Source organism: Pseudocitrobacter sp. RIT415 (assembly GCF_003057695.2).
Taxonomy (GTDB): Bacteria; Pseudomonadota; Gammaproteobacteria; order Enterobacterales; family Enterobacteriaceae; genus Pseudocitrobacter; species Pseudocitrobacter faecalis.
Genome location: NZ_QBJC02000006.1, coordinates 127,048 through 140,855 on the forward strand (window position 1 = coordinate 127,048; position 13,808 = coordinate 140,855).

Genomic DNA, 13,808 nt, shown 5'->3' on the forward strand with positions numbered 1-13,808 from the left:
AATCACTTATCTCTGCGGTAATGGTTATTTAAATGTAAATTTTGACCATCTGGTCTACTTTTTCCCTACCCTGACCTGTTTTTAACATTCTTTCAGCCCCGCAAGCGTTTTCTGATGTGAGTTAGGTGATCTTTTTGCCTGTTAAAAGCGCCAGTTAATGCCAGTGGCGCAAAATAATAATAAAAAATGCCCTTTAAGGTAGACTTTTGTCTGGGCTCTCTCTAGAATGCCGCCGTTTGCCAGAAATTCAAAGGTAAGCAGATTTGCATTGATTTATGTCACTGTTGTGAATTAATATGCAAATAAAGTGAGTGAATATTCTCTGGAGGGTGTTTTGATTAAGTCAGCGCTATTGGTTCTGGAAGACGGAACCCAGTTTCACGGTCGGGCCATAGGGGCAACAGGTTCGGCGGTTGGGGAAGTCGTTTTCAATACTTCAATGACCGGTTATCAAGAAATCCTCACTGATCCTTCCTATTCCCGCCAAATCGTTACTCTTACTTATCCTCATATCGGCAATGTCGGCACCAATGCTGCTGACGAAGAGTCTTCTCAGGTTCATGCGCAGGGTCTGGTTATCCGCGACCTGCCGCTGATTGCCAGCAACTACCGCAATACTGAAGACCTCTCTTCCTACCTGAAACGTCATAACATCGTGGCGATTGCCGATATCGATACCCGTAAGCTGACGCGTCTGCTGCGCGAGAAGGGTGCGCAGAACGGTTGCATCATCGCTGGGGATAACCTCGATGCGGCGCTGGCGCTGGAAAAAGCGCGTGCGTTCCCGGGCCTGAACGGAATGGACCTGGCGAAAGAAGTTACCACCCGCGAATCCTACAGCTGGACGCAGGGGAGCTGGACGCTGGCAGAAGAATTGCCGGAAGCGAAAAAAGAAGAAGATCTGCCATTCCACGTCGTTGCCTACGATTTTGGCGCGAAACGCAATATTCTGCGCATGCTGGTTGACCGTGGCTGCCGCCTGACCATCGTGCCGGCGCAAACTTCTGCGGAAGAGGTGCTGAAGATGAACCCGGACGGCGTGTTCCTTTCTAACGGCCCGGGCGACCCGGCTCCGTGCGATTACGCGATTACCGCGATTCAGAAATTCCTCGAAACCGACATTCCGGTATTCGGCATCTGCCTCGGCCATCAGTTACTGGCGCTGGCGAGCGGTGCGAAGACCATCAAGATGAAGTTCGGCCACCACGGCGGCAACCATCCGGTGAAAGATATCGATAAGAATGTGGTGATGATCACCGCACAGAACCACGGTTTTGCGGTGGATGAAGCGACGCTGCCTGAAAATCTGCGCGTGACGCATAAATCCCTGTTCGACGGCACCCTGCAGGGGATTCATCGTACCGATAAGCCCGCGTTCAGTTTCCAGGGACACCCGGAAGCGAGCCCAGGCCCGCACGATGCTGCACCGCTGTTCGACCACTTTATCGAGCTTATCGAGCAATACCGTCAGTCCGCGAAATAATCAGGAGTTATAAGAGCCATGCCAAAACGTACAGACATAAAAAGTATCCTGATTCTGGGTGCGGGCCCGATTGTTATCGGCCAGGCGTGTGAGTTTGACTACTCTGGCGCGCAAGCCTGTAAAGCGCTGCGTGAAGAGGGTTACCGCGTCATTCTGGTGAACTCCAACCCGGCAACTATCATGACCGACCCGGAAATGGCGGATGCGACCTACATCGAGCCGATTCACTGGGAAGTGGTGCGCAAGATTATTGAAAAGGAGCGCCCGGATGCGGTGCTGCCGACCATGGGCGGCCAGACGGCGCTGAACTGCGCGCTGGAACTGGAGCGTCAGGGCGTGCTGGAAGAGTTCGGCGTTACCATGATTGGTGCGACCGCCGATGCGATTGATAAAGCAGAAGACCGCCGCCGTTTCGACGTGGCGATGAAGAAAATCGGCCTTGATACCGCACGTTCAGGTATCGCGCACACCATGGAAGAAGCGCTGGCGGTTGCCGCTGACGTTGGCTTCCCGTGCATTATTCGCCCTAGCTTCACGATGGGTGGCACCGGTGGCGGCATCGCTTATAACCGCGAAGAGTTCGAAGAAATCTGCGAACGCGGTCTGGATCTCTCCCCGACTAACGAGCTGCTGATTGATGAATCGCTGATCGGCTGGAAAGAGTACGAGATGGAAGTGGTGCGTGATAAAAACGACAACTGCATCATCGTCTGCTCCATCGAAAACTTTGATGCGATGGGTATCCACACCGGTGACTCCATCACCGTAGCACCAGCCCAGACGCTGACCGATAAAGAATACCAAATCATGCGTAACGCCTCGATGGCGGTACTGCGTGAAATCGGCGTGGAAACTGGCGGCTCCAACGTTCAGTTTGCGGTGAACCCGAAAAACGGTCGTCTGATAGTTATCGAAATGAACCCGCGTGTGTCTCGCTCCTCCGCGCTGGCTTCAAAAGCCACGGGTTTCCCGATTGCTAAAGTGGCGGCGAAACTGGCGGTAGGTTATACCCTCGACGAGCTGATGAACGACATCACCGGTGGCCGTACTCCGGCTTCCTTCGAACCGTCCATCGACTACGTGGTCACCAAAATTCCTCGCTTCAACTTTGAGAAATTCGCCGGTGCTAACGACCGTCTGACCACTCAGATGAAATCGGTTGGTGAAGTCATGGCGATTGGTCGCACGCAGCAGGAATCGCTGCAAAAAGCCTTGCGCGGCCTGGAAGTGGGCGCAACAGGTTTTGACCCGAAAGTCAGCCTCGATGATCCGGAAGCGCTGACCAAAATTCGCCGCGAGCTGAAAGACGCTGGCGCAGAGCGTATCTGGTATATCGCCGATGCGTTCCGTGCGGGCCTGTCTGTAGACGGTGTCTTCAATCTGACCAACATCGACCGCTGGTTCCTGGTGCAAATTGAAGAGCTGGTGCGCCTGGAAGAAAAAGTGGCGGAAGTCGGCATCAACGGCCTCGACGCGGACTTCCTGCGTCAGCTGAAACGCAAAGGCTTTGCCGACGCGCGTCTGGCTAAACTGGCGGGCGTGCGCGAAGCGGAAATCCGCAAGCTGCGTGACCAGTACAATCTGCACCCGGTCTACAAGCGTGTGGATACCTGCGCGGCAGAATTTGCCACCGACACCGCATACATGTATTCCACCTATGAAGAAGAGTGCGAATCCAACCCGTCCACCCGTGACAAAATCATGGTTCTCGGCGGCGGCCCGAACCGTATCGGTCAGGGTATCGAATTCGACTACTGCTGCGTACACGCCTCGCTGGCGCTGCGTGAAGACGGTTACGAGACCATCATGGTTAACTGTAACCCGGAAACTGTTTCTACCGACTACGACACTTCCGACCGTCTCTACTTCGAGCCGGTAACCCTGGAAGACGTGCTGGAAATCGTGCGTATCGAGAAGCCGAAGGGCGTTATCGTGCAGTACGGCGGTCAGACCCCGCTGAAACTGGCGCGCGCGCTTGAAGCGGCTGGTGTACCGGTTATCGGTACCAGCCCGGATGCTATCGACCGTGCGGAAGACCGTGAACGCTTCCAGCATGCGGTTGACCGTCTGAAACTGAAACAACCGGCAAACGCCACCGTTACCGCGATCGAAATGGCGGTGGAGAAAGCGAAAGAGATTGGTTACCCGCTGGTGGTGCGCCCGTCCTACGTTCTCGGTGGGCGCGCAATGGAAATCGTTTACGACGAAGCCGACCTGAAGCGCTACTTCCAGACCGCTGTCAGCGTATCTAACGACGCGCCGGTACTGCTCGACCGCTTCCTGGACGATGCGGTAGAAGTGGATGTGGACGCCATCTGCGACGGCGAAATGGTGCTGATTGGCGGCATCATGGAGCACATCGAGCAGGCGGGCGTGCACTCTGGTGACTCCGCCTGTTCTCTGCCAGCGTACACGCTGAGCCAGGAAATTCAGGATGTGATGCGCCAGCAGGTGCAGAAACTGGCCTTTGAACTGCAGGTTCGCGGTCTGATGAACGTCCAGTTTGCGGTGAAAGACAACGAAGTCTACCTGATTGAAGTTAACCCGCGTGCAGCGCGTACTGTACCGTTCGTCTCCAAAGCGACCGGTGTTCCGCTGGCGAAAGTGGCGGCACGCGTAATGGCAGGCAAAACGCTGGCCGAACAGGGCGTAACCAAAGAAATCATCCCGCCGTACTACTCCGTGAAAGAAGTGGTGCTGCCGTTCAACAAATTCCCGGGCGTTGACCCGCTGTTAGGGCCAGAGATGCGCTCTACCGGGGAAGTGATGGGCGTGGGCCGCACGTTCGCAGAAGCTTTTGCGAAAGCGCAACTGGGCAGTAACTCCACCATGAAGAAACAGGGCCGCGCACTGCTCTCCGTGCGCGAAGGCGACAAAGAACGTGTTGTCGACCTGGCGGCGAAACTGCTGAAGCATGGTTTTGAGCTGGACGCGACGCACGGCACGGCGATTGTGCTGGGCGAAGCGGGGATCAACCCACGTCTGGTGAACAAGGTGCATGAAGGTCGTCCGCACATTCAGGACCGTATCAAGAATGGCGAATACACCTACATCATCAACACTACTGCGGGTCGTCAGGCGATTGAAGACTCCAAGTTGATTCGCCGCAGCGCGTTGCAGTACAAGGTACATTACGACACCACCCTGAACGGCGGTTTTGCAACCTCCATGGCGCTGAATGCGGATGCGAAAGAGAAAGTGATTTCGGTGCAGGAAATGCACGCGCAAATTACGAAGTAAGCGCATTTCTCGTGACGGTTTAAACGGTTCCTGAAAAGGAACCGTTTTTTTTCGCCTTCAGATCATTCCTGGTGCCTTAATCTCTTTTCAATGTAACAACCACGATTTAGATCACATCCCTCAACATTTAAGTCGCATACCATTTCACATAACCCTGGTTTTAGTGTGGCTTAATGTTAGCAGGCCATAACAGATTTTTAATTCGTAAAAATGGTGTGAATATGAGTGAACAATGTGTTGGTAAGCCACTCTACTTGTTAATTGCCGAATGGATCATGGCAGAAGATCGTTGGGTAACCGCAAGAGAGATCTCCATTCATTTCGATATTGAACACAGCAAAGCGATTAATACACTTTCCTATATTCTCTCTGAGGTGGGAGAAATTAGCTGTGAAGTCAAAATGATCCCCAATAAGCTGGAGGGGCGAGGGTGTCAGTGCCAGCGGTTGGTAAAAGTGGTGGCTATTGATTCTCAGCTTTATGACCGAGTCAATCATCATGTGCGGGAAAAAATGGCTGGCGTGAGGAAAACGCCGCATATATCTGCGGTACCGCCAGCCGGGCTTAATCGTGAGCAAAAATGGCAAATGATGTTGTCTAAGAGTATGCGTCGATAAGACCGCATCGCCGGATGGTTCTGTGCCATCCGGCAACATCAGCGTTTCGGTTGTACCTCCGTCGTGCCTTTCAGGCGCGGTCGATTTTCTTGCTTTTCGGTTAACGGTTCGGTTAAGCGTAATCCTGCTATGCAGCGCGCCGCCAGATCCTGATATTCCTGCGTGTTGAGGCGTTTCCACTGCATCTCTTCGTCAGTGACTTCTCGCAAAAAGCGTGCCGGAGAGCCGACCAGCATTTGCCGGGGCGTACCGATATAACCCGCTTTCACAAAGCTCATGGCGGCGACAATGCTCTCATCGCCAATCACTGCGCCGTCCATGATGACGCTGTTCATACCGACTAAAGCATCGCGGCCAATCACGCAGCCGTGAAGAATCGCGCCGTGGCCGATATGGCCGTTTTCGCGCACGATGGTATCCGTGTCGCAATAGCCATGCATGATGCAGCCATCCTGGAGGTTTGATCCGGCCTCAAGAATTAACCGCCCGTAATCGCCGCGCAGCGCGGCGTGCGGGCCGACGTAGACGCCCGCGCCGATAATGACATCGCCAATCAGTACCGCGCTGGGGTGGACGTAAGCCTGCGGGTGAACGACGGGGATCAGGCCTTCAAAGGCGTATATGCTCATGGTGACTCCTGTGCCGGGAATTGCCGGATGGCGGCGTGAACGCCTTATCCGGCCTGCGAGGGTATTGCCGGATTAACGCCCCTTCCACACCGGTTCGCGTTTTTCGGCGAACGCTAATGGCCCTTCAATAGCATCTTCGGAATGCAGCACCGCCGGGTAATGTTTTAACGCACCGCTACGCATGAAACGGTAACCCTCTTCAACGGGCATTTCGCTGGTGGTGCGGTAAATCTCTTTCAACGCCGCCAGTGCCAGCGGGGCGCTTTGCACCAGTTGCTGAGCCAGTTCGCGGGCGCTTGCCATCAGTTCCGGTTGCGCTACCACGCGGTTCACGATGCCCCAACGTTGAGCTTCTTCCGCCGTCATGCGACGCCCGGTCATGACCATTTCGTTGAGGATTGCCGGAGGCAGATATTTCGGCAGACGCAACACGCCGCCGCTGTCCGGAACGATACCGAGTTTGGCTTCCGGAAGGGCAAAACTGGCGTTTTCCGCACACAGGATAAAATCAGCGGCCAGCGCCAGTTCGAAGCCACCGCCAAAGGCGTAGCCGTTCACGGCGGCAATAACCGGTTTATCAAGGTCAAAAATTTCGGTTAACCCGGCGAACCCGCCTGGGCCGAAATCGGCGTCTGGCGCTTCCCCCTCAGCGGCGGCTTTCAGATCCCATCCCGCAGAGAAAAATTTCTCGCCTGCGCCGGTAATAATGGCGACGCGCAGTGTCGGGTCATCGCGAAAATTAAGGAAAACTTCGCCCATTTCGAAACTGGTTTTCGCATCGATGGCATTGGCTTTTGGGCGATCCAGGGTTATTTCCAGAATCGCGCCGTTACGGGTCAGATGTAATGAATCACTCATGTTCCACTCCTTTTTCTGTTTTCTGCGGGCAATAGCGGCCCCACAAAAACAGGTGCGTTTTTGTTTTCAGAGAATATTCAGCGGCATGACTGCCGCCAGCGTCGTTACTTCAGGTTCTTCTTAATTATTTTCCCTGAGCAGTTACGGGGCAGGTCGGTTCTGATCTCCATATAAGACGGCACTTTAAATTTCGCCATATGCGTTTCGCAGAAGCGGAAAAACTCTTCCTGACTTAAGGTTTCACCTTCATTGAGTACGACAAAGGCTTTTATGGCTTCGTCGCGAATATCGTCTTTAATACCAATCACCACGATGTCCTGAATTTTGGGATGCGCAGCGATAATATTTTCCAGCTCGACGCAGGAGACGTTTTCACCCCCGCGTTTAATCATGTTGCAGCGGCGGTCAATAAAATAGAAAAAGCCTTCCTCGTCGTAGTAGCCGGAATCGCCGGTATGTAGCCAGCCATCCGCCTGCAATGTGCTGGCGGTAGCATCCGGGCGCAGATAGTACTCTTTAAAGAGCGTCTTCCCCGGCTCGCCTTTTATGCAAATTTCACCGATTTCGCCCGGCGGCAATGGCCGGTTCTGGTCATCGCGAATTTCCGCCTGGTAGCAGAAACCGGGGCGGCCAATCGACGGCCAGCGACGTTTGTCACCGGGCCTGTCGCCAATAATGCCGACGATGGTTTCCGTCATGCCATATGAGGTGAGCAGCCGTACGCCAAACCGCTCGATAAACGCGTCTTTCTCCGTGACCGATAGATTCAGGTAATACATCACTTCACGTAGCCGATGCTGACGGTCGGTCGGCGCAGGCGGCTGTACCATCAGCGTGCGGATCATCATTGGAATGCATTCCGTGACCGTAGCGCCGTAGTGACGAACCTGTCTCCAGAAGGCGCGGGCGCTGTATTTTTCAATCAGCACAAACGTCGCCCCGGCGGAAAAGGCCGCCATCGCCGCGGTACACTGGCAGTCGATGTGGAACGCGGGCATCACCGTCAGATAAACATCATCTGCGCGTAACGCACACTGCCAAGAGGAGTAATAACCCGCAAAACGCAGGTTGTAGTGGGTGATCACCACACCTTTAGGGCGCGACGTGGTGCCCGAGGTAAACAGAATTTCGGCGGTATCTTCGGGGCTTAACGGCGGCGCATAGCGTAGTGTGGCTGGCTGCTCTGCCTTAAGGCGCTGAAAATCAAACTCTTCGTCTTCACCATCTATCAGGCAGATCGTTTCCAGTTGGGTGGAATGCGCCGCGCGAATCTGGCGGTACATCGGGTAAAAACGCGTGGAGGTCACCAGCAGGCGTGCCTGACAGTGATGCAGAATCCATGCGCTCTCTTCCTGTAACAGCCGAGCGTTAATCGGCACCATAATCGCGCCGATTTTGGCCAGCCCAAACCAGCAGAAAATAAACTCCGGGCAGTTATCGAGATGCAGGGCAACCTTGTCGCCTTTACGCACGCCCAGGGCGTGAAACAGGTTTGCCGTGCGCGTGATTTCCGCATTGAGCGCTGCATAACTGAATTGCTGCACATCGCCCGCGCAGGATTCCACTATCAGCGCCGTTTTCTCACCGTAAACTTCCGCCAGACAATCCCACATCTGCCGCACGTGTTGCCCGCCAACCATATCCATTGCGCATTCACCCACAAAATAGTCCTGGTGGTTAGCCGGGGGCCCGGCTAACGCATCCTGTTAATCCTCAACTTTGGCCAGCCCTTTGCCGACCAGCGCCTGAATATCGCTCTCGCTGTAGCCGATATTTTTCAGAATGGCGGCGGTGTCCATGCCGTGCGACGGCATTCCACGCCAGATTTTCCCTGGGTTGTTTTTAAATTTGGGCATTACGTTCGGGCCTTTGCAGGTGCGACCGTCCATGGTTTGCCATTCGGTGATGGATTCTCGAGCGACGTACTGTGGGTTGCCTTCCAGTTCAGGGATGGTCAGCACTTTGGCGCAGGCAATATGCAGTTCGGCAAAGCGAGCCTGGACCTCGGCGATGGTGTGCGCCGCCAACCATTCATCAAGCTTCTCTTCTACCAGTGGACCATAGGGACACTCAATGCGATGGATCAACTGTGTGCCTTCTGGTACTTCTGGCGTACCCAGAATGTGCGCGAGACCAATATCTTTAAAACATTCATTGATTTGAGTGATGCCTACTAACTCCATTACGATGTAGCCATCGGCGCATTTGTAAAGCCCGCAGCCGGCGTAATAGGGGTCTTTCCCTTTGGTCATGCGCGGGCAGATTTCACCACCGTTGAAATAGTCCATCATGAAGTACTGACCCATACGCAGCATGACTTCGTACATTGCGATATCGATGCTTTCGCCTTTGCCCGTTTCGCGCACTTTATGCAGCGCCGCGAGGGCGGAGGTGGTGGCGGTCAACCCCGAGAAATAGTCTGCGGTGTAGGGGAACGCGGGCATGGGCTGGTCAACATCGCCGTTCTGAATCAGGTAGCCGCTAAAGGCCTGGGCGATGGTGTTATAGGCCGGAAGGTTGGTGTACTCCTCTGTTCCGTACTGGCCGAAGCCGGAGAGGTGGGCGATAACCAGTTTAGGGTTGTGCTGCCACAGAACTTCGTCGGTGATGCCGCGACGGGCAAAGGCCGGGCCTTTGCTGGCTTCGATAAAGATATCGGTGGTTTCCATTAATTTCAGAAACGCTTCGCGGCCTTCGTCTTTGAAAATATTGAGCGACAGCGCGCGCAGGTTGCGGCGTGAAAGCTGCGGGTAGTTCGGTTGCACGCGAATGGTGTCGGCCCAGGCGACGTTTTCAATCCAGATAACTTCTGCACCCCATTCGGCAAACATCTGCCCGGCGAACGGCCCGGCAATTTCGATCCCCGAGAAGACAACCCGTAATCCGGCCAGAGGCCCGAATGTCGGCATAGGTAGGTGGTTCATAACATAGCTCCTGACAGATTTTGTAGGCCTGATAAGCGAAGCGCATCAGGCATCGGTGCACGATTGCCGGATGCGGTGTAAACACCGTATCCGGCCTACGAAACGTGCCTTATCAACGATATTGTTTCAGCACGGCACGGCCCAGCGTCAGGATCTGCATTTCATCAGAGCCGCCGGAAACGCGGTCTACGCGCAGGTCACGCCAGAAACGGGTGATGCGGTGATTACCCGCGATACCTACGCCGCCCAGCACCTGCATAGCCGTATCGACGACCTCAAACGCGGCGTTGGCGCAGAAGTATTTGCACATCGCAGCATCACCAGAGGTGATCGTGCCGTTATCCGCTTTCCAGGCTGCTTCAAACAACATGTTTTTCATGGAGTTAAGTTTGATCGCCATGTGCGCGAACTTCTCCTGAATCAACTGGAAGCGGCCAATGGTTTCGCCAAACTGCACGCGCTGGTTAGCGTAACGAGCGGCGTCTTCAAAGGCGCACATCGCGGTGCCGTAGTTGGTCAGCGCCACCAGGAAGCGTTCGTGGTCAAACTCCTCTTTCACACGATTGAAGCCGTTGCCTTCGCGGCCAAACATGTCTTTTTCTTCCAGCTCAACGTCGTCGAAGGTCAGCTCGCAGCAGCTATCCATACGCAGGCCGAGTTTTTCCAGCTTGTTGATCTTGATACCCGGTTTGCTCATGTCGACACACCATTCGGTGTAAATCGCTTTGTCCGGCGACGCCCCATCGCGCGCCATCACCACCACGTACGGGGTATACGCGCTACTGGTGATAAAACATTTGCTGCCGTTGAGGTAGACCTTGCCGTTTTTGCGGGTGTAGGTGGTTTTCAGGCTGCCGACGTCAGAGCCCGCGCCCGGTTCGGTAATCGCCGAGTTCCACATCTGTTTCCCGGTGCCCTGGAAGGCCATGATCTTGTCGATCTGCTCCTGGGTGCCTTCGCGCAGGAAGGTGTTGAAGCCGCCCGGCAATTGATAGAGCACGTAGGTTGGCGCGCCGAGGCGGCCCAGTTCCATCCATACCGCCGCGACGGTGACGAACCCAGCGTCCAGTCCACCGTGTTCTTCCGGCAGCAGCAGGCTGTCGATACCCATATCGGCCAGCGCTTTGACAAAACGTTCCGGGTAGACGCTGTCGCGATCGCACTCGGCGAAATAGGCTTCCCAGTTTTCACTGGCCATCAGTTCACGAATACCGGCGACAAACAATTCCTGCTCATCATTCAAATTGAAATCCATCTTCTAACCTCTTAATCGTGTTGGGTTTAATTAGTCTTTCCAGTGTTGCTTCGCGTCTTTGATAAAGGAGAGCGTCACCATGATGTTGACGAAGAACAGCGGGCAGCCGCCGGCGATAATCGCCGTTTGTATCGGTTTGAGGCCGCCGAGCGCCAGCAGGACAATACCGATAATGCCAACCAGGATTGACCAGCCGATACGCACCAGCAGCGGTGGCTCTTCGCCATCGCGCACTTCGCGACAGGTGGACATCGCCAGGGTGTAGGAACAGGCATTGATCAGCGTGACGGTGGCAATAAAGCAGAGGATGAAGAATCCCCACATGGTGGCGGTGCTGAGCGGTAACGCGGCCCAGGTTTCGATGATGGCGCGCGCCACGCCGTGCTGCTCAATCAGTTGCGGAATGTTGAGGATGTTTTTATCCATCAGCAGCAGGGTGTTGCTGCCAAGGACGGTCCACAAAATCCAGGTCGATGCGGTCAGGCCCAGTACCATACCGAAGCAGAGTTCGCGTACAGTGCGACCACGGGAAATACGCGCGAGGAAGATACTCATCTGGATGGCGTAAATCACCCACCACGCCCAGTAGAACACTGTCCAGCCCTGCGGGAAGCCGCCTTTACCGATCGCATCGGTATAGAACAGCATGCGCGGCAGATACATCAGCAGCATCCCGACGGAGTCGGTGAAGTAGTTCATGATGAAGCTGGCACCGCTAACGATAAACACCCAGCCCAGCATCAGAAAGCTTAAGTAGCTACGCACGTCACTGGCGATTCTGACCCCTTTTTGCAGGCCGCAGGCGACGCAAATGGCGTTCAGGATAATCCAGCAGGTGATGATGATGGCGTCGAGTTGCAGCGTATGCGGAATGCCAAACAGCCACTGCATACACTCGGTGACCAGCGGTGTCGCCAGACCCAGACTGGTACCCATCGCGAAGATTAACGCTACCAGGTAGAAGTTATCGACGACGGTACCGAACAGACCTTTCGCGTGTTTTTCGCCAACCAGCGGCACCAGCGTGGAGCTGGGACGAATCACGTCCATCTTGCGAACAAAGAAGAAGTAAGCAAACGCCACGGAGAGGAAGCTGTATGTTGCCCACGGCAGCGGGCCCCAGTGGAACAAGCTATACGCCAGGCCAATCTCTTTCGCCCCGGTCGAGTTAGGCGCAAGTGCGAACGGCGGCGTGGAGATGTAGTAGTAGATTTCGATGGAGCCCCAGAAAAGCACGGCAGCTGACGTACAGGAGGCGAACATCATAAAGATCCAGCTCGCGGTGCTGAATTCCGGCGGTTCGTTACCGAGTTTCTTTTTGGCGTACGGGCCAAACACCAGCCAGAACCAACCAAACAGCATCACCACCATATACCATTCAAATGCCCAACCCCAGACATTGGTGACATAGCTAAATACGGCATTAATAACGACGTTGGCCGCGTCAAGATCGCGAACGGTTAGCCAACAAAGTATTCCAACAATAATTAACGGCGGGAAAAAAACCTTCGGCTCTATTCCTGACTTTCTCTTTTCATTTTTCATGAGTGAATTCCACTGTGAAGACTAAAATTATTTAGCGTTCCCGGTTGTTCCATTTTTTGTCTATTATTGTTAATAATTTATTAATAACTATTTAACCTCAAAGTGGCGTTAGAAAGTAATTCATAATGGGTATTCAAATTCGTGCGTTCTGTGATGAGTGTCACGCTTTGTTGGATGGGCTTTTTTGTCACCTGTTCTGTATTTAGTTGTTAATTTTCAATGTCTTGATTGTGTGTTCCTGACGATTTTAGGGTGTTAACTTTCAATATTGGTGATCCATTAAACACTATTGAAATTTTTATCAATAAAGACTTACCGTTCAATATTGTTGAGATAGATAACATTATTGAAAGTTGTATTTTTCAGCGTGTGACATTTTCAATATTGGTGATTATTGTTTTATTTCTGAATTAAAGTGCGTGATATCTATATTTACCACCGCCGATATGGACGATGATCCCTTCATGATTTCTGGAGATGCAATGAAGATAATTACTTGCTACAAGTGCGTGCCTGATGAACAGGATATTGCGATCAATAACGCTGATGGTTCATTAGATTTCAGCAAAGCGGATGCGAAGATTAGCCAGTACGATCTCAACGCCATCGAAGCCGCTTGCCAGTTAAAACAACAAGCCACAGACGCTCAGGTGATTGCCATGAGCGTGGGCGGCAAAGCGCTGAGTAACGTCAAAGGCCGCAAAGATGTGCTCTCACGCGGGCCGGATGAACTGGTTGTGGTGATTGACGATCAATTCGAACACGCGCTGCCGCAACACACCGCCGCCGCGCTGGCCGCCGCGGCACAGAAGTCCGGCTTTGATCTGATGCTGTGCGGTGACGGATCTTCTGACCTTTATGCGCAGCAGGTGAGCCTGCTGGTGGGCGAAACCCTGGGTATCCCGGCAGTGAACGGTGTAAGCAAGATCCTGTCACTGACCGACAACACGCTCACCGTTGAGCGCGAGCTGGAAGATGAAACCGAAACGCTGGCTATCCCGCTGCCGGCGGTCGTGGCCGTCTCAACCGATATCAATACCCCACAGATTCCTTCAATGAAAGCCATTCTGGGCGCGGCGAAAAAACCGGTTCAGGTGTGGTCGCCGGCGGATATTGGCTTCACCGCGCAGGAAAGCACCTCTTCGCAGCAGGTTGCCGCACCGAAACAGCGTGAACGTCAGCGCATCATCATTGAAGGCGATGGCGAAGAGCAGATCGCCAACTTTGTCGATCATCTGCGCAAAATCATTAACTAAT

The 13,808-nt window shown here is 53.9% G+C and carries 10 protein-coding genes; 4 read left to right on the plus strand and 6 right to left on the minus strand.

The window, feature by feature from the left end; all coding sequences use genetic code 11:
• The first annotated feature begins 334 nt into the window (after nt 1-334).
• From carA to caiF, 3 genes are all read left to right on the plus strand, one after another.
• Complete coding sequence (gene carA, locus DBY68_RS08570; protein ID WP_108475492.1) at nt 335-1,483, plus strand: glutamine-hydrolyzing carbamoyl-phosphate synthase small subunit; 1,149 nt, start codon at nt 335-337, stop codon at nt 1,481-1,483.
• An 18-nt stretch (nt 1,484-1,501) separates the two neighbouring features.
• Nucleotides 1,502-4,723, plus strand: coding sequence for a carbamoyl-phosphate synthase large subunit (carB, locus tag DBY68_RS08575; protein ID WP_108475493.1), 3,222 nt, complete (start codon nt 1,502-1,504; stop codon nt 4,721-4,723).
• Nucleotides 4,724-4,944: 221 nt separating this feature from the next.
• Nucleotides 4,945-5,340, plus strand: a complete 396-nt coding sequence (gene caiF / locus DBY68_RS08580; protein ID WP_108475494.1) for a carnitine metabolism transcriptional regulator CaiF — start codon at nt 4,945-4,947, stop codon at nt 5,338-5,340.
• A gap of 38 nt (nt 5,341-5,378) precedes the next feature.
• On the opposite strand, the gene caiE is transcribed toward caiF, so the two are convergent.
• The 6 genes from caiE to caiT form a co-directional block, all read right to left on the minus strand.
• Nucleotides 5,379-5,969 carry a carnitine operon protein CaiE gene (gene caiE, locus DBY68_RS08585; RefSeq protein WP_108475495.1) on the minus strand — a complete coding sequence of 197 codons (591 nt, stop codon included), beginning with the start codon at nt 5,967-5,969 and terminating at the stop codon, nt 5,379-5,381.
• Nucleotides 5,970-6,041: 72 nt separating this feature from the next.
• Nucleotides 6,042-6,827 carry a crotonobetainyl-CoA hydratase gene (caiD, locus tag DBY68_RS08590; protein ID WP_108475496.1) on the minus strand — a complete coding sequence of 262 codons (786 nt, stop codon included), beginning with the start codon at nt 6,825-6,827 and terminating at the stop codon, nt 6,042-6,044.
• Between the two features lie 104 nt (nt 6,828-6,931).
• Entirely contained in the window at nt 6,932-8,473 is a 1,542-nt protein-coding gene (caiC, locus tag DBY68_RS08595) for a crotonobetaine/carnitine-CoA ligase (RefSeq protein ID WP_108475586.1), read from the minus strand.
• A 60-nt stretch (nt 8,474-8,533) separates the two neighbouring features.
• Nucleotides 8,534-9,751: an L-carnitine CoA-transferase gene (caiB, locus tag DBY68_RS08600; protein WP_108475497.1), complete on the minus strand. Its 1,218-nt coding sequence runs from the start codon at nt 9,749-9,751 to the stop codon at nt 8,534-8,536.
• Between the two features lie 112 nt (nt 9,752-9,863).
• The gene (gene caiA, locus DBY68_RS08605) at nt 9,864-11,006 is read right to left on the minus strand and encodes a crotonobetainyl-CoA dehydrogenase (protein ID WP_015965970.1); all 1,143 of its coding nucleotides are present in this window, start codon (nt 11,004-11,006) and stop codon (nt 9,864-9,866) included.
• A gap of 30 nt (nt 11,007-11,036) precedes the next feature.
• Nucleotides 11,037-12,551: an L-carnitine/gamma-butyrobetaine antiporter gene (gene caiT / locus DBY68_RS08610; protein ID WP_108475498.1), complete on the minus strand. Its 1,515-nt coding sequence runs from the start codon at nt 12,549-12,551 to the stop codon at nt 11,037-11,039.
• Nucleotides 12,552-13,033: 482 nt separating this feature from the next.
• Between caiT and DBY68_RS08620 the strand changes: the two genes are divergently transcribed.
• Nucleotides 13,034-13,807, plus strand: a complete 774-nt coding sequence (locus DBY68_RS08620; RefSeq protein ID WP_108475500.1) for an electron transfer flavoprotein FixA — start codon at nt 13,034-13,036, stop codon at nt 13,805-13,807.
• Nucleotide 13,808 lies beyond the last annotated feature (1 nt).

Bases quoted from the DNA above. Each gene is read 5' to 3' on its own strand.
- carB (WP_108475493.1), top strand. From the start codon at position 1,502: ATGCCAAAACGTACAGACATAAAAAGTATCCTGATTCTGGGTGCGGGC.
- caiF (WP_108475494.1), top strand. From the start codon at position 4,945: ATGAGTGAACAATGTGTTGGTAAGCCACTCTACTTGTTAATTGCCGAA.
- caiE (WP_108475495.1), bottom strand. From the start codon at position 5,969: ATGAGCATATACGCCTTTGAAGGCCTGATCCCCGTCGTTCACCCGCAG.
- caiD (WP_108475496.1), bottom strand. From the start codon at position 6,827: ATGAGTGATTCATTACATCTGACCCGTAACGGCGCGATTCTGGAAATA.
- caiC (WP_108475586.1), bottom strand. From the start codon at position 8,473: ATGGATATGGTTGGCGGGCAACACGTGCGGCAGATGTGGGATTGTCTG.
- caiB (WP_108475497.1), bottom strand. From the start codon at position 9,751: ATGAACCACCTACCTATGCCGACATTCGGGCCTCTGGCCGGATTACGG.
- caiA (WP_015965970.1), bottom strand. From the start codon at position 11,006: ATGGATTTCAATTTGAATGATGAGCAGGAATTGTTTGTCGCCGGTATT.
- caiT (WP_108475498.1), bottom strand. From the start codon at position 12,551: ATGAAAAATGAAAAGAGAAAGTCAGGAATAGAGCCGAAGGTTTTTTTC.
- DBY68_RS08620 (WP_108475500.1), top strand. From the start codon at position 13,034: ATGAAGATAATTACTTGCTACAAGTGCGTGCCTGATGAACAGGATATT.